The 17,366-nt window shown below is 69.7% G+C and carries 16 protein-coding genes; 5 read left to right on the top strand and 11 right to left on the bottom strand.

What is annotated here, in order from left to right; genetic code table 11:
- Positions 1-11: 11 nt before the first annotated feature.
- Together queA and tgt are read left to right on the top strand one after the other, a co-directional pair.
- Positions 12-1,064 (top strand): tRNA preQ1(34) S-adenosylmethionine ribosyltransferase-isomerase QueA, encoded by a 1,053-nt coding sequence (gene queA / locus ACFSNB_RS10780; protein WP_377316357.1) that lies wholly within the window; start codon positions 12-14, stop codon positions 1,062-1,064.
- Positions 1,042-2,175, top strand: a complete 1,134-nt coding sequence (tgt, locus tag ACFSNB_RS10775) for a tRNA guanosine(34) transglycosylase Tgt (protein ID WP_377316355.1) — start codon at positions 1,042-1,044, stop codon at positions 2,173-2,175. The genes queA and tgt overlap by 23 nt, the downstream gene beginning before the upstream one ends.
- A gap of 269 nt (positions 2,176-2,444) precedes the next feature.
- Here tgt and ACFSNB_RS10770 read toward each other — a convergent pair whose 3' ends face one another.
- Entirely contained in the window at positions 2,445-2,813 is a 369-nt protein-coding gene (locus ACFSNB_RS10770; RefSeq protein ID WP_377316353.1) for a PilZ domain-containing protein, read from the bottom strand.
- A 121-nt stretch (positions 2,814-2,934) separates the two neighbouring features.
- Here ACFSNB_RS10770 and ACFSNB_RS10765 point away from each other — a divergent pair, with 121 nt between their 5' ends.
- Positions 2,935-4,080, top strand: a complete 1,146-nt coding sequence (locus ACFSNB_RS10765) for an HD domain-containing phosphohydrolase (protein ID WP_377316351.1) — start codon at positions 2,935-2,937, stop codon at positions 4,078-4,080.
- A gap of 13 nt (positions 4,081-4,093) precedes the next feature.
- Here ACFSNB_RS10765 and ACFSNB_RS10760 read toward each other — a convergent pair whose 3' ends face one another.
- Both ACFSNB_RS10760 and ACFSNB_RS10755 read right to left on the bottom strand, forming a co-directional pair.
- On the bottom strand, positions 4,094-4,624 hold the full coding sequence (locus ACFSNB_RS10760; protein WP_377316349.1) for a hypothetical protein: 531 nt from the start codon (positions 4,622-4,624) through the stop codon (positions 4,094-4,096).
- 284 nt (positions 4,625-4,908) lie between these two features.
- Positions 4,909-6,300, bottom strand: a complete 1,392-nt coding sequence (locus ACFSNB_RS10755; RefSeq protein ID WP_377316347.1) for a cation-efflux pump — start codon at positions 6,298-6,300, stop codon at positions 4,909-4,911.
- Between the two features lie 172 nt (positions 6,301-6,472).
- On the opposite strand from ACFSNB_RS10755, the gene ACFSNB_RS10750 reads away from it, so the two are divergent.
- Positions 6,473-8,842 carry a mechanosensitive ion channel domain-containing protein gene (locus ACFSNB_RS10750; RefSeq protein WP_377316345.1) on the top strand — a complete coding sequence of 790 codons (2,370 nt, stop codon included), beginning with the start codon at positions 6,473-6,475 and terminating at the stop codon, positions 8,840-8,842.
- Between the two features lie 373 nt (positions 8,843-9,215).
- Here ACFSNB_RS10750 and fliP read toward each other — a convergent pair whose 3' ends face one another.
- The 7 genes from fliP to ACFSNB_RS10715 all read right to left on the bottom strand — a co-directional run bounded on the left by fliP (position 9,216) and on the right by ACFSNB_RS10715 (position 14,110).
- A complete protein-coding gene (gene fliP / locus ACFSNB_RS10745) occupies positions 9,216-9,962 on the bottom strand; it encodes a flagellar type III secretion system pore protein FliP (protein WP_377316343.1) in 747 nt (248 codons plus the stop codon).
- Positions 9,959-10,261 carry a FliO/MopB family protein gene (locus tag ACFSNB_RS10740; RefSeq protein ID WP_377316341.1) on the bottom strand — a complete coding sequence of 101 codons (303 nt, stop codon included), beginning with the start codon at positions 10,259-10,261 and terminating at the stop codon, positions 9,959-9,961. The genes fliP and ACFSNB_RS10740 overlap by 4 nt, the downstream gene beginning before the upstream one ends.
- Positions 10,261-10,557: a hypothetical protein gene (locus ACFSNB_RS10735; protein WP_377316339.1), complete on the bottom strand. Its 297-nt coding sequence runs from the start codon at positions 10,555-10,557 to the stop codon at positions 10,261-10,263. The genes ACFSNB_RS10740 and ACFSNB_RS10735 overlap by 1 nt, the downstream gene beginning before the upstream one ends.
- Entirely contained in the window at positions 10,554-10,802 is a 249-nt protein-coding gene (locus tag ACFSNB_RS10730; RefSeq protein ID WP_377316337.1) for an EscU/YscU/HrcU family type III secretion system export apparatus switch protein, read from the bottom strand. Before ACFSNB_RS10730 ends, ACFSNB_RS10735 begins: the two co-directional genes overlap by 4 nt.
- Before the next feature lie 310 nt (positions 10,803-11,112).
- A complete protein-coding gene (gene dnaA / locus ACFSNB_RS10725) occupies positions 11,113-12,519 on the bottom strand; it encodes a chromosomal replication initiator protein DnaA (RefSeq protein ID WP_377316335.1) in 1,407 nt (468 codons plus the stop codon).
- A 584-nt stretch (positions 12,520-13,103) separates the two neighbouring features.
- A complete protein-coding gene (gene rpsT, locus ACFSNB_RS10720) occupies positions 13,104-13,376 on the bottom strand; it encodes a 30S ribosomal protein S20 (RefSeq protein WP_377316333.1) in 273 nt (90 codons plus the stop codon).
- Positions 13,377-13,456: 80 nt separating this feature from the next.
- The gene (locus ACFSNB_RS10715) at positions 13,457-14,110 is read right to left on the bottom strand and encodes a phosphoribosylanthranilate isomerase (protein WP_377316331.1); all 654 of its coding nucleotides are present in this window, start codon (positions 14,108-14,110) and stop codon (positions 13,457-13,459) included.
- Positions 14,111-14,248: 138 nt separating this feature from the next.
- On the opposite strand from ACFSNB_RS10715, the gene lsrF reads away from it, so the two are divergent.
- Entirely contained in the window at positions 14,249-15,124 is an 876-nt protein-coding gene (gene lsrF, locus ACFSNB_RS10710; protein WP_377316329.1) for a 3-hydroxy-5-phosphonooxypentane-2,4-dione thiolase, read from the top strand.
- Positions 15,125-15,245: 121 nt separating this feature from the next.
- On the opposite strand, the gene ACFSNB_RS10705 is transcribed toward lsrF, so the two are convergent.
- A complete protein-coding gene (locus tag ACFSNB_RS10705; protein ID WP_377316327.1) occupies positions 15,246-17,219 on the bottom strand; it encodes a methylmalonyl-CoA mutase family protein in 1,974 nt (657 codons plus the stop codon).
- Between the last annotated feature and the right edge of the window lie 147 nt (positions 17,220-17,366).

The raw sequence follows: 17,366 nt of genomic DNA, 5'->3' as shown, positions 1-17,366 counted from the left end.
CATCCCCGGCGATGAAAGTCGATCTGTTTGATTTCGAACTGCCGCGTGAGCGGATCGCCGACCGTCCGGCCCGCCCGCGCGACGCCGCCCGGCTGCTGCGGGTCGCCGCCGGCGGGGTGGCCGATCGCGGCGTGCGCGACCTGCCCGACCTGCTCGACCCCGGCGACGTGATGGTGTTCAACGACACCCGGGTGATTCCGGCCCGGCTCGACGGACGGCGCGGCACCGCCGGGGTCGAGCTGACCCTGCATCTGCGCGAGGGGGCCGAATGCTGGCGCGCCTTCGCCCGGCCGGCGCGCAAGCTGCGCCTGGGCGACCGGGTCGAGTTCGCCGCCGATTTCGCCGCCGAGGTGGTCGGCAAGGGCGAGGGCGGCGAGGTGACGCTGCGGTTCGATCGCGGCGGCGCCGCGCTGATGGCGGCGCTGGAAGCCCATGGCCGGCTGCCGCTGCCGCCCTATATCCGCCACGGCGCCGCCGACGCCACCGACCGCGCCGATTACCAGACCACCTTCGCCTGTCATGACGGCGCCGTCGCCGCCCCCACCGCCGGGCTGCATTTCACCCCCGAACTGCTCGCCGCCCTCGACGCGCGCGGAATCGAGCGGGTCGCGGTGACGCTGCATGTCGGCGCCGGCACCTTCCTGCCGGTCAAGGTCGAGGACACCGACCAGCACCACATGCATGCCGAGATCGGCATCGTCACCCCGGCGGCGGCGGAACGGATCAACCGCGCCCGCGCCGAGGGACGGCGGGTGGTGGCGGTCGGCACCACCGCGCTGCGCCTGCTCGAAAGCGCGGCGGCGGAAGACGGCACCCTGGCCCCGTTCGACGGGGTGACCGACATCTTCATCGTGCCGGGCTACCGCTTCCGGGTGGTCGATCGGCTGATGACCAATTTCCACCTGCCGCGCTCGACCCTGTTCATGCTGGTGTCGGCCTTCGCCGGGCTGGAGCGGATGCGCGCCGCCTATGCCCACGCCATCAATGACGGCTATCGCTTTTATTCCTACGGCGATGCCTGCCTGCTCGATCGGAGCGACGATGCCCCCCAGCTTCCAGTATGAGTGTCTCGCCACCGACGGCGCCGCCCGGCTCGGCCGGCTGGCGACCGCCCATGGCGCGATCGACACCCCGGCCTTCATGCCGGTCGGCACCGCCGCCACCGTCAAGGCGATGCAGCCCGAATCCGTCGCCGCGACCGGGGCGCAGATCCTGCTCGGCAACACCTATCACCTGATGCTGCGGCCGGGGGCCGAGCGGATCGAGCAGCTGGGCGGGCTGCACCGCTTCATGAACTGGCCGGGGCCGATCCTGACCGATTCCGGCGGGTTCCAGGTGATGAGCCTCGCCAAGCTGCGCAAGCTCGACGCCGACGGCGTCACCTTCCAGTCGCATCATGACGGCTCGAGCCACCGGCTGACCCCGGAACGCTCGATGCGGATCCAGCATTGCCTCGACGCCGACATCACCATGGCGTTCGACGAATGCACCCCGTTCCCGGCCACCCCGGCCCAGGCGGCCGACAGCATGCGGCTGTCGATGCGCTGGGCGGCGCGGTCGAAGGCGGCGTTCGTGCCCCGCCCCGGCTATGGCCTGTTCGGCATCGTCCAGGGTGGGATCTATCCCGACCTGCGCGCCGAATCCGCCGAGGCGCTGCAACGGATCGGCTTCGACGGCTACGCCGTCGGCGGGCTGGCGGTGGGCGAGGGGCAGGAGGCGATGTTCGCCACCCTCGACGTCACCGTGCCGCTGCTGCCGGCCGACCGTCCCCGCTACCTGATGGGGGTCGGCCGGCCGTCCGACATCATCGGCGCGGTCTGCCGGGGCATCGACATGTTCGATTGCGTGATGCCGACCCGCTCCGGCCGCACCGCCCAGGCCTTCACCCGGCGCGGCACCGTCAATCTGCGCAACGCCCGCCACCAGGACGATCCCCGGCCGCTGGAGGAAGGCTGCGCCTGCCCGGCCTGCCGCCAATATTCCCGCGCCTATCTCCACCACCTGATCCGCTGCGAGGAGATCCTCGGGGCGATGCTGCTGACCTGGCACAATCTCCAGCATTACCAGGACCTGATGCGCGACCTGCGCGCGGCGATCGGCGCCGGCCGGCTCCAGGCCTTCGCCGCCGAGGCCGCCGCCACCGAGGCGTTGGGCGACATTCCGCCGCTGGGGTGAAGCTACGCGGGCTCCCGCCCGCGGGCCCGGCCGGGGCGATGCCCCGGACCCCCTTCTTTTTCAAAATGGGGTCATCACGGAGGAGCGGAGAGGACGTCTTCGCTCCTTTCCGTCATGCGCGGCCGTGACCAGCCTCTCTTCCCCGCTCATCCGTGATGAACCAAAAAAGGGATGGGTTCGGGAAGCTCCGCTTCCCGAGCGGGCCGGCGGGCGGCAGCCCGCCTAACCGGTGTGTGTTTGCGCGCAAGGCGCGCGGGGCGGCAGCCCGCCTAGGGTACGCGCGAGGTGCGGGGGCCGGTGGCGCGGCGGAAGGCGGGGTAGGTCGGCGCGATGCCGGAGATGTCGCCGAGATGGGCGACGATATAGCTCATCAGCGGCAGGGTGGGGTGGAACTCGCCCCGCACCATGAATTCGTCGGCGGCGCGCACCGTCACCACGGCGTTGACGCAATCTTCCGGGGCGTCGATCCGGGCGATGCGGATCCGGAGCGTGTCGCCGACCTGATGGTTGGGGCCGCCCTGGAAGGCCAGTCCGGCGATCGACAGGTTGGCGATCGGGAACATCTGGCGCCCGACCACCACCACCAGCCCGTGTCCGGGCAGGCGGGGATGCTGGCGGCGCTCGATGAAGTCGGTCATGGCCGTTCGTGTCCTCCGGCGGGAACAGGGTGGGGCGGGGGTGGGCTTGTCATCCGCTCCGGCAACGGCCACATCAGCGGAAACCCCGGTGCGGTTCCCGGTGGCCAATGACGGAGCGGGCATGGAGCCAGGCGTCCTGCTGATCGATGACGATCCCCACCTGCTGTCGGCGTTGCGGCGCCAGCTCGGCGACCGGTTCGATATTACCACTGCGTGCGGTGGCGAGGAGGGGGTCGAGAGGGTGCGCGCCGCCGCCTCGCCTTTTGGCGTGGTCCTCTCGGACATGCGTATGCCGGGGATCGACGGGATCGAAACCCTGCGCCGGATCCGCGACCACGCCCCCGACACGGTGCGGATGATGCTGACCGGCAATGCCGACCAGCAGACCGCGATCGACGCCATCAATCAGGGCGCGATCTTCCGCTTCTACACCAAGCCCTGTCCGTCCGAGACCCTGATCGACGGGCTGGCGGCCGGGCTCGAACAGTTCCGCCTCGTCACCGCCGAGCGCGATCTGCTCGAACAGACCCTGACCGGGGTGATCCAGGTGCTGGTCGAGGTGATGTCGGTCAACGACCCCGCCGCCGCCGCCCAGGCCGCCCGCCTGCGCGAGTGGGTGCGGCTGCTGACCACCGAGTTCCGCATGCCGCATCGCTGGCAGCTCGAGATCGCCGCCGCGCTGGCGCCGATCGGGATGGTGGCGATGCCGCCCGCCGCGCTGGCCCGGCTGCGGCAGGGCGAGGCGCCCAATCCGGACGAGCGGGCGATGCTGGACCGGGTGCCCGAGGCCGGCCGCAACCTGCTGGCCAGGATCCCCCGGCTCGCCCGGGTGGCCGAGATCGTCCACTGGCAGGATCGTGGCTATGACGGCAGCGGCTTTCCCGCCGATGGTCCGGTCGGGGCCGATCTGCCGCTTGATGCCCGTCTGCTGAAGATCCTCAAGGATCTGCTGGCCGCCACCGCCGGCGGTCCGCTGACCGCGGCGTCGTTCGAGCAGCTCGAACGCCAGCGCCAGCACTATGACCCGGTGCTGCTGCCCCGGGTGCGGGGCTGTCTCGAAGGGCTGGCGCGCAACGAGGTCTTCACCTCGGTCGCCCTGACAGTCGGGCAGTTGCAGGCCGGCCATGTCCTGGCCGGCGATCTGCGGCTGGGCAACGGCCACCTGATCTTTCCCGCCCATACTCAGTTGCAGGCACCCCAGATCGAGCGGATCCGCACCCTGGCCCGGGTGTTCAGTTTCGCCGAGCCGATCCGGGTGCGGGGCTGACGCCGCCGGCCGTTCACGCCGAGACGGTGCCGCCGTCCTGGGCCAGATCGCGGAACAGCCGCCCGGCGAAGCTGCCCTCGCCGGGGGTGCCCTGGCCGCTGCCGCCATTGCGGTATTTGGCCACCAGGCTGCCGACGTCGGCCGGGGCCGGGACCGCCTGACCGGTGGCGGCGCTGGTCAGCGCGGCCGAACTGCCGAGGGTGCCGACCAGCTGGTCGAGGTCGGCCAGCACCGCCGCGCCGCTGCCGCTGGGGGTGCCGCTGCCGATGCCGGCGGCGGCGGTCACCGCGCCGGCGGCGGGGGTGGCGGTGACGTCGAAGCCGCTGCCGCTGGTGGCGGCGGCGCTGTCCTGCGAGGCGATCAGCGCCGACTGCATCGCCGCGCTCATCAACGGGAAGGAGCTGGCGCGGTCGCCGTCGGGCCGGCCGGTCTCGGTCGCGGCCAGCGACAGGGAGAAGGTCGCCGAACCGGGCTCGGTCGCGGTCTGACCATTGGCCAGCGTCTGCCGCGTGGCGGCGGTTCCGGTGATCGAGGAGACGCTCATGACCCCAACTCCTGTCGTCTGGTCTGCCGGGCGCGCCGGTTTCGCCGGGCGCCATGGTTCCAAAGTCTGTGTCCGGCCGGTTCCGCGCCGCCCGGACCACGCCGCCTTCCGCCGGAGCGGAAGGAGGCCGGGGACCGTCCCGGCGGCCCTGTTTTCTGCTTGGCGCCAAGGCCGGGCCGGATCCCGATCAGTTCTGATACGGCGGTTTGGGGCAAACCGGGCGGATCTTTCTGCCGGTCGGGCCGCGACAGGGCAGAATTTGCCGCCCCGGCCCCGCCGGGCGGTCAGGCCGGGGCGCCGCCGCCCGGCGCGAACTGGGGCTCGGCATGGACCACCACGCGGGCGACGTCGCCCAGCTTCCAGCGCAGTTCGGCCTCCATCCGCTCGGTCAAGGCGTGGGCGAGGCGGATCGAGGCCTCGGGCGGGAAGCGGCAATGGAACGACAGATACAGCCCGTCGGGACCGCGCTGGGCGAACAGGCGGTGGACGTGCGAGCCGGGCGGATGCCGCGCCACCACCTCCTCGACCAGCCGGGTCAGCCGGGCCAGTTCGCCCGGTTCGACCGTCTCGCCCGGGTCGATCCGGTTGCGGCGGGGGTCGATATGGATGTCGATGCCGATGTCGGCGCCGAGTTCGGTGGCCAGGGCGGTCTCGATCTCGCTGGCGACGTCGTGGGCCTCGCGCACCGTCAGGCCGTCATCGACCTCGAGGTCGAAGCCGACATGGCGGGTCGCCCCCAGGGTGTAAGAGGCGATGTCGTGGACGGCGACGCCGCGATTGGCCGCCACCACCCGCACCGCCTCGGCGACGTCCTCGTCGTCGAGCGTCAGCGGTTCGGCCACCACCAGCGGGTCGATCTCGGGCCGGGCGGCGCAGATCGCCGTGGCGACGGCGTCGCGCAGGGCCTGGACCTGACCGAAGCTGCGGCCGCGCCCGACCCGCACCACCAGCTCGACATAGATGGTCGCCCCGGCCGGGCGGGCGCGCACCCGATCGACCCGGGCGATGCCGGGGACGGCGGCGGCGATCTGGGCCACCTCCTCGGCGATGCCGCGCGGCGCGGTGTCGATCAGCATGTCGATGGTCCGCCGCCCCAGCCGCCAGCCGGCGAGGCAGACGAAGCCGGCCACCCCGATCGCGGCGACGGCGTCGCCCTGCGGCCAGCCCCAGGCGGTCAGGCCGAGCCCGACCAGCACCACCGCCGAACTGGCGATGTCCGAACTGAAATGCAGCGCGTCGGCCTCGAGCGCCGCGCTGCCGGTCTCGCGCGCCACCTTGGTCAGGGCGCGGGCGCGGCCGAAATCGATCAGCATCGACACCACGATCACCGCGACGCCGTACCAGGTCACCTCGACCGCCACCGCCTCGCCGCGCAGCCGTTCGACCGCTTCCTTGATGATCCAGGCGCTGGTGAGGAACAGCAGCCCGGTCTCGATCAAGGCGGAGACGTTCTCGACCTTGGCATGGCCCCAGGGATGCTCGGCGTCGGCCGGGCGGTCGCCGATCCGCACCGCGAACCAGGTCAGCGTCGCCGCCCCCATGTCGAGCAGCGAATGCGCCGCCTCGGACAGGATGCCGAGGCTGCCGGTCATCAGCCCCACCGCCAGCTTCATCGCGGTCATCGCCGCGCTGGCGAACACCGATGCCGCCGCCACCGCCTGCTTTTTGTTGGTCATTGCCCTGTCCCGTCGTCTCGGCCGGAGCCTCGGAGTCGATTTGCCGCGACTTTACCCTCCCCGGCGGCGAGAACAAAGACCCGGCCGAGGGGCCGACCCGCGCTTTCCCATCGACAAAGCCACCCCCGCCGACGATAGGATGGCCCCCCCCGTCACCAAGGAGCCCCGCGCGATGCGTCGTCTGTTTCCGATCCTCGTCGTTGCCCTGCTGATCGGCCTGTCCGGCCCGGCGCCGGCCCAGGACGCGGCGGACCTGACCGGCACGGCCAAGCCGGCCGCCCCCGCCGCGCCGCCCGCCGCCGAGGCCCAGCCGACCGCCGAGACGCTCGAACAGCAGCTCGATCAGGCCCAGACCGAATATGATCACCTGACCAGCGCCGCCCCGCCCCCGGCGGCCCAGCCGGCCGAACTGATCGAGCGCGACTACCTGATGGGCGAGCTGATCGGCGCGCTCGAACGCCATCTCGACATGATCGACCGCCTGCCCGAGGCGCAGGGGCGGGCCAAGGATCAGGGCGAAAAGACCGCCGCGTGGCGGGCCAACCCCAATCCGCCCTCGGTCTCGATCGTCGCGCTCGACCACCAGCGCGACCTGCTCGAGGACACGAGGGGCCGGCTCAAGGCGGCGATGCAGCGGGCCGATTTCCGCGACCAGCAGATCACCGAGGACGAAAAGCGGCTGAAGGCCAACGAGGTCACCGTCCGCCAGCAGGAAGAGAAGATCTCCGCCGCCACCGACGAGATCGCCAAGGCGCGCGAGACCTGGCTGCGCGACCTTGCCCGCCTGCGCGTGCGTACCGCCGCCGCCGCGATGGCCGAGGGCAAGACCGCCCAGACCATCGGCCGGGCCGAGATCGCCGAACTGCGCGCCCTGGCCGAGTTGCAGGAGCACCAGTTGGGCGAGATGGCCGGCAACGTCCATTTCACCGAGGCCGAACTCAACGCGGTGCTGGCCGACATCGATCGCCAGATCACCCAGTTGCAGACCCGCCAGACCAAGGCCCAGGCCGCCAGCGCCACCGCCCACCGCGCCCTCGATCAGGCCCAGCGCGCCCTCAACGCCTACAAGGCCTCGGCCAAGCCGGCCGCCCCCGGCCCCAACGGCGAGGCCGCCCCGGCCGATCCCCGCCGCGACGCGCTGGAACGCGATCTCGCGGTGCGCCGGCTTCAGGCCGACACCGCCGACCTGATCGACGAGACGGTGCGGCGGATGCTCGAGGTGCGCGGCTGGGAGCGTGCCGGCTGGCAGTTCCGCTGGCATCGCTTCAACGCCACCGACCAGGACCAGATCAAGCTGCCCGAGGCCCGCGCCACCATCGCCGCCAACGAGCGCAAGCTGGCCGGCTGGCAGCAATTGCTGGCCGACGAGATCACCCGCACCAGCCAGTTGAGCGAAAGCAACGACGCCGCCCTGGCCGCCGCCCAGGCCAGCAACGCCGCCGACGCCGAGGCCAGCGCCGCCCAGCGCAGCGCCTATCGCCAGCAGGCCGACATGCTGCGCGAGGCCGACAAGCTGGTCGATGCCCTGCTGCACACCTTCCGCGCCTGGGACGACGAACTGACCCCGCGCGCCAGCCGCAAGGCCGCCACCCAGGCCCTGCGCGAGGGCTGGCAGATGGCGGTCGAGGCCGCCCGCGCGGTGTGGGACTTCGAACTGTTCACCGCCGAGGACAATATCGAGGTCGATGGCAAGCGGATCTCGGCGGTGCGCAGCGTCACCGTCGGCAAGAGCCTCGGCGTGATCCTGCTGGTGGTGTTGGGGGCGGTGATCAGCCGCCGCGCCATGCTGTTCGCCGCCGGCCTCGCCGCCACCCAGTTCGGGGTGTCGAAGGACCATGCCAGCACCCTGACCCGCTGGCTGCATATCGTCGTCGTCACCATGCTGTTCGTGGTGGCGCTCTACATCGCCAACATCCCGCTGACGGTGTTCGCCTTCCTCGGCGGCGCGCTGGCGATCGGCGTCGGCTTCGGCACCCAGGTGATCCTCAAGAACATGATCAGCGGCATCATCCTGCTGGTCGAACGCCCGCTGCGGGTCGGCGACATCGTCGAGGTCGGCGCCGTCACCGGCACGGTGACCCACATCAACGTCCGCTCCTCGACGGTGCGCACCGCCGACGGGATCGAGATCCTGGTGCCGAACTCGACCTTCATCGAAAGCAACGTCACCAACTGGACCTATTCGAACGCGCGGGTGCGCCGCTCGGTCGCGGTCGGCACCGATTATTCGGCGCCGCCCGAAAAGGTCTCCGAGGTGCTGATGGGGGTCGCGCGCAAGCACCCCGCCGTGCTGAAGGATCCCGAGCCCTGCGTGCTGTTGCAGGATTTCGGCCCGGATTCGATCAATTTCATCCTGCGCTACTGGATCGATTACACCGGCGGCGCCGACAGCTCGAAAATCGCGTCGGAAATCCGCTTCATGATCGCCGCCGACCTGAACGCGGCGGGAATCCCAATCCCTTTTCCGCAGCGGGTGGTCCATCTGCGTCAGGACGGCGATGACACGCCCCCGCCCGACCGGATCCTGCATCACGGGGCCTGAGCGCCCCAAGCCGGCGGTGGCCCCCTGCGGGGCTGCCGCCCCGCGCCCCGCCCGGAGGCTTTGGGAAGAGGCTCAATTCGCGGGCTCTGCCCGCCCCCGCCAAGGGCCGCAAGGCCCTTGGAACCCTTTCCTTGCCCTTCGCGCGGCAAACACCCGCGCCCAAGCTGAAAGGCCGCTCTGCGCCCGATCCCCAATGGGTTCCAAGGGCCTTGCGGCCCTTGGCGGGCGTGGGCGGAGCCCACATCACCCCGAAATCCGAGAGGAACCAGACTGGACAGTGTCGAATGGCAAGGCATTCTGCCAGCCATGCCGACTTAACGCGAATTGAGCCTTCGAAAAAGAAGGGGGTTTGGGCGAGTGCCCAATAACGGCGTTAGCCGTAGCTCTGGACCAAAGAGCCGACCACCAGATACCAGCCGTCCACCATCACGAAGAAGATCAGCTTGAACGGCAGCGAGATCATCGACGGCGGCAGCATCATCATGCCCATGCTCATCAGCACCGACGCGACCACCATGTCGATGATCAGGAAGGGCAGGAACACCAGGAAGCCGATCTCGAAGGCGCGGCGCAGTTCGCTGATCATGAAGGCGGGGATCAGCGCGGTCAGCGGCACTTCCTCGGCGGTGGCGACCTCCTTGGCCCGCGACAGGTCCATGAACAGCTTGAGGTCCTGCGGGCGGACATTGCGGCTCATGAAGGCGTGAAACGGCTTGATCGCCCGCTCGAACCCTTCCATCTCGTCGATATGGCCGTCGATCATCGGCTGCAACCCGGTATCCCAGGCCTTTTCGAAGGTCGGCGCCATCACGAAGGCGGTGAGGAACAGCGCGAGGCTGATCATCACCATGTTGGGGGGGCTCTGTTGGGTGCCGAGCGCCTGACGCAGGAAGCTCAGCACCACCACGGAGCGGGTGAACGAGGTGATCATCACCAGGATCGACGGCGCGATCGACAGCACCGTGGTCAGGGCGACCAGCTGGACGATCCGGCTGGTGGCGCTGCCGGGGCCGCCGCCGAGGTCGATGTTGAGCGACTGCGCCAGCACCGGCCCGGCCACCAGCGCGGTCGCGATCCCGGCCAGCAGGCCGAGCAGCAAACGGTGGCGGGGCAGCCTCATGGCTTGGTCTCCGGGCTGGGCAGGGTAAAGCGGGCGGGCGGACAATTGCGTTCGATCACGGTGGCACTGCCGCCGCCCAGCAGCAGCAGATGTTCCTGGTCGTCGCGCCGGACCAGCACCAGCCGGTGGCGGGCATCAAGCGGCAGGGCCTCGATCACCGCCAGTCGGCGCCGACGCGACCGGTTGAGCGGGGCGATCCCGCCCAGCCCCCAGCGCCGCAGCGCCCACAGCAGGGCGAACATCAGGCCGAGAACGGTGACCAGCGCCAGCACGAAGCGCAGGTAGGAGACGGTTTCCATCAGCCGGGGGTTCCACCGCCGGGCTCGCCGGGACAGGGGTTGGCCGCTTCCAGCGCCGCGGCGAGACGGTCGAGGTCGGCCAGCAGCGCTTCCATGTCGGCGCGCAGGGTGCGGCCGCTGTCGGGCTCGAGCCGGGTCACCCCGTCGCAGATCAGGCGGATCCGGCCTTCCAGCGCGGTCAGATCGACCATCGTGCCGGTGGCCAGCAGCCGCCGCGCCGTGCCGACCAGCGACGACGCCTTGACCAGTTCGGCGCGCAGCCACTCCTCGCGCGAGGGCGGGGGCGGGGCGCTCATGTCGGCACCGCCCGGCCGGTGGCGCGATAGACATAGGCCAGGATCTCGGCCACCGCCACCATCGCCTCGACCGGAATCACGCTGCCCAGTTCGAGCGCGCCCAGCACCTGGATCAGATCGGGATCGGTGCGAACCTTGACGTCGTTGGCGAAGGCGATCTCGAGGATCTTTTCCGCCACCTCGCCCTGGCCGGTGGCGACCACCACCGGCAGGTCGTTCTCCGCCGGATCGAAACGCAACGCCACCGCACTGGTCCGCCGAGGCGGCGCGGAGGGTGGGTCTGACTGGGTGTCGCTCATTCCATTCCCCGGCGAGTCTGCCAGACCGAAAGAGTGAACCCTTACGCTTTAACAAACACTTAAGTCGGATCCGGGGGCTTCGCGCGCCATACCAAGGCGTTAGGCGGGGCGGCCGCCCCGCGCCCCGAACCCCGCGCTTTCTTATCGATGAATAAAAAGGGGGGCCGGGGCATCGCCCCGGCGGGCGCGCGGGCAGCGCCCGCGTAACATGGTTGTCTCGCACGCGAGGCGTGCGGGCAGAGCCCGCGTAACAGCCTCAGCCCTGCAACATCCGCCGCAGCAGCTCGACATCCTCGGCGAAGCCCTGATCGCTTTCCTTCAGCTCCTCGACCTTCTTGACCGCATGCATCACGGTGGTGTGGTCGCGGCCGCCGAACTTGCGGCCGATCTCGGGCAGCGAGCGGCTGGTGAGCTGCTTGGCGAGATACATCGCCACCTGACGCGGCCGGGCCACCTGACGGGAGCGGCGCGCCGAGGACATCTCGGCCAGCTTGATGTTGAAATGCTCGGCGACCTTCTTCTGGATCTCCTCGATGGTGATCCGGCGGTCGGAGGCGCGCAGCAGATCGTGCAGCACCTCCTGGGTCGATTCGAGGGTGATGGCGCGGCCGACCAGCTGGGAATGGGCGACGACGCGGTTCAACGCCCCTTCCAGCTCGCGGACGTTGGAGCAGATCTTGTGGGCGAGGAACTCCATCACCTTCTGCGGCACCAGCACCCCCATCTGCTCCGACTTCGACTGAAGGATGCCGAGGCGCAGTTCGTAGGTGGTGGCGTGGATGTCGGCGACCAGCCCGCAGGCCATGCGCGAGCGCAGCCGTTCCTCGATCCCCTCGAGGTCGGAGGGCGACTTGTCGGCCGAGATCACGATCTGGCGGCCCTGATCGACCAGGGCGTTGAAGGTGTGGAAGAATTCCTCCTGGGTCGCGTCCTTGCCGGCGATGAACTGGACATCGTCGATCATCAGCACGTCAACCGAGCGGAACTGCTCCTTGAACGACATGGTGTCCTGGTGCCGCAGCGCCCGGATGAAGCGGTACATGAACTTCTCGGCCGAGAGGTACAGCACGCTGCGGCGGGGATTGCGTTCGCGGATGTGGTGGGCGATCGCGTGCATCAGGTGGGTCTTGCCCAGGCCGACGCCGCCATAGAGGAACAGCGGGTTGAACGAGACGCTGTCGGCCTCGGCCACCCGGCGCGCCGCCGCCCAGGCGAATTCGTTGGGCTTGCCGACGACGAAATTCTTGAAGGTGAAACGCGGGTCGAGCAGGGCGCCCAGTTCGTCCATCTCGTTGACGGCGGCCTCGCCGGCGGCGGCCGGGGCCGCAGCGGCCGGCGCGGCGGGCAGGGCGACGGCGGGCGGCGGCGGGGCGGCGGCCGGGGCGCCGGCGGCGGCCGGAACCGGCACGGCGGCGGCGCGGGCGGTCTCGACCACGATCTCGACGTTATGGATGGCGGGGTTCTCCGCCCCCCACAGGGTGCGGATGCGCTCGCCGTAATGGGTGGCGACCCAGTCGCGCAGGAAGCGCGTCGGCAGGGCAAGGCGGACCGCCCCGTCGCTGATGCCATGCACGGTGATCGGCCGCAGCCACGAGCGATAGGCGGAATCACCCACCTCGTCGCGCAGCCTGGTTTTGACCCGATCCCACTCAGATTGTGCCATTGCTGATCCCCGATCCCCCGCCGTAAGCCCGACGGACGCGGCGCCCAGGGCACCCGTGCCATCTTCCCGGAAATCCGGACCCATGCTGCGGACCATCTCGTCGCCTTCGCGGGTCATGCGTCCCACACCACGTTCGGCTGCCGTCGCCTGTCGGCGTTGCCCGCGACAGCCCAGAACAGATTGCGGGTGTTACTGCTCATTAACCAAGTCAGCAAACTACATGCTCACGCGATTACCATACCCGGCGAAATGCACTCTGTGTCCCGCATCACATAGAAGCGATACTCGCGGCGTTCCCGGTGTCTTGATTTTTTTGAGAGCCCGAAGGAACACTTTAGTATGCCCGACGAGCGCTGCAAGACTAGCCATCGAGCTGTCTCCAGGCAACAACATCGGTGTCCGAATGGTGAAATTTTTCGCTTGCATTCCCGGACACCCTGGGGGGACAAGGGTTTGGGATTTCCTGCTCGCGAAAAGGGTAAAAGTCCATCGAAATGCCGATGGGAACGGGCAACAGGAAGGGCCGCGCCCGGGCGGACGCGGCCCTTCCAAAACGTCGTAAGTGGATGGTGCGGCCGTGGCCTTTAGGCCAGCGGCTTCATGTCGCGGACGCGGGCGGCGAGACGGGCCACCTTGCGCGACGCGGTGTTCTTGTGCAGCACGCCGGCCTGAACGCCCTTCATCAGCTGCGGCTCGGCATCGCCCAGGGCGGCCTTGGCGGCATCGGCGTTGCCGGAGGAAATCGCCAGCTCGACCTTCTTGACGAAGCTGCGGATACGGCTGACGCGGGCGCGGTTGACCTCGGTACGAGCCTCGGTCTGACGGATGCGCTTCTTAGCCGAAGAATGATGGGCCATGGATCAAAACCTTGCAGCTCGGTTGGCAAATTCGAAGGCGCGTTTATAAGGGCAGGCCGCCGCCGCCGTCAACAGGGAAATCAGGCGGCGGCCGGGGGGACGCGGGCGGCGGCGATGAAGGCGCGGATCAGGTCGGGATCCTTGCGCCCCGGGGCGGTTTCGACCCCGGAGGAGACATCGACCGCCGCAGCTCCGGTGACGCGGATCGCCTCGGCGACGTTGGCCGGGGTCAGCCCGCCGGCCAGCATCCAGCGCAGCGGCCAGCGTTTGCCGGCCAGCAGGCTCCAGTCGAAGCTGGCGGCGTTGCCGCCGGGCAAAGCGGCGCCCTTGGGCGGGCGGGCATCGAACAGCAGCCGGTCGGCGACGCCGAGATAAGCCTCGGCGGCGGCGAGGTCGGCCGCCTCGGCCACCGGGATCGCCTTCATCACCGGCAGGCCGTATTCCTGGCGGATCGCCTCGACCCGTTCCGGGCTTTCGTTGCCATGGAGCTGGAGCAGGTCGAGCCGGACCGCCCCCAGCACCGCGTCGAGCAGGGCATCGTCGGGATCGACGAACAGCCCGACCCGGCTGATCGGCTGCGGCAGCCACGACACCAGCTCGGCGGCGCGTTCCGGCGTTACCGCGCGCGGGCTCTTGGCGAAGAACACCAGCCCGAGGTGATCGGCCCCGGCGTCGAGCGCCGCCTCGACCGTTTCCTCCTCGGTGATGCCACAGATCTTGATCTCGACCGGCACAGCAGGGCTCCTTCCCGTCGCCGCCCGCCGGGCGCCTTGTCCAAGCCGGGCGAAATGTGCATTCTGGCGCGCAAAATCGCCCGCCGATCCAACGGGATGGCGGGTCCCCTGTCAACCCCTTGCGATCGAGAGCACGTCATGGCGGAAGCCGACATCGAAGGCACCAGATTCCAGGCCGACCAACCCCAGGTGGCCCCCTCCTATCCCGTCAAGGGCGCCAGTCAGTACGATTGGGGCATGAAGAACCGCCTCGCCCGCGTGTTCCGGCCGGACTCGGGCCGCACCGTGATGCTGGCGATCGACCATGGCTATTTCCAGGGGCCGACCACCGGGCTGGAGCGGATCGACCTCAACATCCTGCCGCTGCTGCCGGACTGTGACGCGCTGTTCTGCACCCGCGGCGTGCTGCGCACCATGGTGCCGGCCGCCTCGCACAAGCCGATGGTGCTGCGCGCCAGCGGCGGGCCGTCGATCCTCAAGGAACTGTCCGACGAGCAGATCGCGATGGACATGGAAGACGCGGTGCGGCTCAACGCCTCCGGCGTCGGCATCCAGGTGTTCATCGGCGGCGAGTTCGAGACCCGCTCGATTCATAATATGACCCGGCTGGTCGATGCCGGCCTGCGCGTCGGCATGCCGGTGATGGGCGTCACCGCCGTCGGCAAGAACATGGTGCGCGACGCCAAGTATTTCCGCCTCGCCTGCCGCATGATCGCCGAACTGGGCGCCCAGTACGTCAAGACCTACTACGTCGCCGAGGGCTTCGAGACCATCACCGCCTCCTGCCCGGTGCCGATCGTGATGGCCGGCGGCAAGAAGCTGCCCGAGCTTGAGGCGCTGACCATGGCCTACAACGCCGTCCAGCAGGGCGCCGCCGGTGTCGATATGGGCCGCAACATCTTCCAGTCCGACTGCCCGCACGGGATGATGGCGGCGATCAACGCCGTGATCCATCAGAACCTGCCGCCGGCCCAGGCGCTGGAGCTGTACCAGACCATCAAGGCCAAGGGCTGAGGTCAGAGGCGGGCTGCCGCCCGCACCCGCTTGGGGCGATGCCCCAAACCCCCTTTATTTTCGAAAACAAAGGGGGTCCGGGGCATCGCCCCGGGCAGGGTGCGGGGCGGCAGCCCCGCCGTCAGCCTTCGAGCAGATTGAGAATGTCGGCCAGGATCCGCCCGATCTCGTAATCCTTCGGCGTGTAGATCCGGGCGCAGCCGGCCCGGCGCAGCGCCTCGGCGTCCTCGGGCGGGATGATCCCGCCGACCACCAGCGGCACGTCGTCGAGTCCGGCGGCGCGCATCCGCTCCAGCACCTCGGTCACCAGCGGCAGATGGCTGCCGGACAGGATCGACAGGCCGACGAGGTGAACGCTCTCCTCCAGCGCGGCATTGACGATCTGGGCCGGGGTCAGCCGGATCCCCTCATAAACCACCTCGAACCCGGCGTCGCGGGCCCGCACCGCGATCTGCTCGGCGCCGTTGGAATGGCCGTCGAGGCCGGGCTTGCCGACCAGCAGCTTGATCCGCCGGCCCAGCTTGGCCGACACCGTCTCGACCCGCGCCCGCAATTCGGCCAGCGGGATGGTCTCGCCCGCCGCCGCCGCGCCGCCGACCCCGGTGGGGGCGCGGTACTCGCCCCACACCCGCCGCAGGGTGTCGGTCCATTCGCCGGTGGTGACGCCGGCATGGGCACAGGCGATCGACGGCTCCATCACGTTGCGGTCCTCCTCGGCGGCGGCGCGCAGTCCGGCCAGGGCACGGGCCACCGCGTCGGCGTCGCGGCCGGCGCGGAAGGCCTGGAGCCGGGCGATCTGCTCGGCCTCGGCCTCGGGCGACACCGTCTGCACCGCGTCGGCCCCGGCGGTCAGCGGGCTCGGCTCGGTCTCGGTCCAGCGATTGACCCCGACCACCACCTGATCCCCGGATTCGATCGCGGCGACGCGGCGGGCGTTGGCCTCGACCAGCGCCTGCTTGAGGCTGCCGCGCTCGATCGCCGCCACCGCGCCGCCCTCGGCGTCGATCCGGGCCAGCGCGGCGCGGGCTTCGGCCGCCAGCGCCGCCACCTTGGCCTCGATCACCCGGCTGCCGGCGAAGATGTCGCCATATTCCAGCAGGTCGGTCTCGTAGGCGACGATCTGCTGGAGCCGCAGCGACCATTGCTGGTCCCACGGCCGGGGCAGGCCGAGCGCCTCGTTCCAGGCCGGCAACTGCACCGCCCGGGCGCGGGCGTCCTTCGACAGCACCACCGCCAGCATCTCCAGCAGGATGCGATAGACGTTGTTCTCCGGCTGCGGCTCGGTCAGGCCGAGCGAATTGACCTGCACCCCGTAGCGGAACCGGCGCAGCTTGGCATCCGCGACCCCGTAACGCTCGCGGCAGATCTCGTCCCACAATTCGGTGAAGGCCCGCATCTTGCACAATTCGGTGACGAAGCGGATGCCGGCATTGACGAAGAAGCTGATCCGCCCGACCACCTGGGGGAACGCCTCGGCCGTGACGCGCGGCCGCACCGTGTCGAGCACCGCGATCGCGGTCGCCAGCGCGATTGCCAACTCCTGTTCCGGCGTCGCCCCCGCCTCCTGCAAATGGTAGGAGCAGACGTTGATCGGATTCCATTTCGGAATCTCGCGGCAGGTGAAGGTGATCACGTCGGCGGTCAGCCGCAGCGACGGGCGCGGCGGGAAGATGTGGGTGCCGCGCGACAGGTATTCCTTGATCACGTCGTTCTGGGTGGTGCCCGACAATTGGTCGCGCCGCGCCCCCTGGCGTTCGGCGGTGGCGACGTACAGCGCCAGCAGCCACGCCGCCGGGGCGTTGATGGTCATCGAGGTGTTCATCTTTTCGAGCGGTATGCCCTCGAAAAGCGTGGTCATGTCGCCGATATGACAGATCGGCACCCCAACCTTGCCAACCTCGCCGCGCGCCAGCGGGTGGTCGCTGTCGTAGCCGGTCTGGGTCGGCAGGTCGAAGGCGATCGACAGGCCGGTCTGCCCCTTGGCGAGGTTGGTGCGGTACAGCCGGTTCGATTCGGCCGCCGAACTGTGACCGGAATAGGTCCGGAACAGCCAGGGGGCATCGCGCGGCGGGGGGACGGGGCGGGGCTCGGTCATCGGCGGCTCGGTCGGCTGGAGGATCGATAATTGCCCAAGCACTGGCTTGGATTGAAACAAACTAACATTTTGTGCATTGCAAAAAAAGCGGTAAAACGATAAAACCGACCTCAACGCGTCGCAACAGGCGAACCGGAACCGGGCCGA

Origin of the sequence: Phaeospirillum tilakii, from assembly GCF_042683125.1 — a bacterium.
GTDB lineage: Bacteria > Pseudomonadota > Alphaproteobacteria > Rhodospirillales > Magnetospirillaceae > Phaeospirillum > Phaeospirillum tilakii.
The sequence above is the reverse complement of the archived record's forward strand: the minus strand, read 5'-3'. Positions and strand labels throughout refer to the sequence as shown.

What these genes read in the sequence shown, in the direction of transcription:
- ACFSNB_RS10750 (WP_377316345.1), top strand. Translation starts at nt 6,473, where the DNA reads ATGCGTCGTCTGTTTCCGATCCTCGTCGTTGCCCTGCTGATCGGCCTG.
- dnaA (WP_377316335.1), bottom strand. Translation starts at nt 12,519, where the DNA reads ATGGCACAATCTGAGTGGGATCGGGTCAAAACCAGGCTGCGCGACGAG.
- ACFSNB_RS10705 (WP_377316327.1), bottom strand. Translation starts at nt 17,219, where the DNA reads ATGACCGAGCCCCGCCCCGTCCCCCCGCCGCGCGATGCCCCCTGGCTG.
- lsrF (WP_377316329.1), top strand. Translation starts at nt 14,249, where the DNA reads ATGGCGGAAGCCGACATCGAAGGCACCAGATTCCAGGCCGACCAACCC.
- ACFSNB_RS10755 (WP_377316347.1), bottom strand. Translation starts at nt 6,300, where the DNA reads ATGACCAACAAAAAGCAGGCGGTGGCGGCGGCATCGGTGTTCGCCAGC.
- rpsT (WP_377316333.1), bottom strand. Translation starts at nt 13,376, where the DNA reads ATGGCCCATCATTCTTCGGCTAAGAAGCGCATCCGTCAGACCGAGGCT.
- ACFSNB_RS10735 (WP_377316339.1), bottom strand. Translation starts at nt 10,557, where the DNA reads ATGAGCGCCCCGCCCCCGCCCTCGCGCGAGGAGTGGCTGCGCGCCGAA.
- queA (WP_377316357.1), top strand. Translation starts at nt 12, where the DNA reads ATGAAAGTCGATCTGTTTGATTTCGAACTGCCGCGTGAGCGGATCGCC.
- ACFSNB_RS10765 (WP_377316351.1), top strand. Translation starts at nt 2,935, where the DNA reads ATGGAGCCAGGCGTCCTGCTGATCGATGACGATCCCCACCTGCTGTCG.
- ACFSNB_RS10740 (WP_377316341.1), bottom strand. Translation starts at nt 10,261, where the DNA reads ATGGAAACCGTCTCCTACCTGCGCTTCGTGCTGGCGCTGGTCACCGTT.
- ACFSNB_RS10760 (WP_377316349.1), bottom strand. Translation starts at nt 4,624, where the DNA reads ATGAGCGTCTCCTCGATCACCGGAACCGCCGCCACGCGGCAGACGCTG.
- tgt (WP_377316355.1), top strand. Translation starts at nt 1,042, where the DNA reads ATGCCCCCCAGCTTCCAGTATGAGTGTCTCGCCACCGACGGCGCCGCC.
- fliP (WP_377316343.1), bottom strand. Translation starts at nt 9,962, where the DNA reads ATGAGGCTGCCCCGCCACCGTTTGCTGCTCGGCCTGCTGGCCGGGATC.
- ACFSNB_RS10770 (WP_377316353.1), bottom strand. Translation starts at nt 2,813, where the DNA reads ATGACCGACTTCATCGAGCGCCGCCAGCATCCCCGCCTGCCCGGACAC.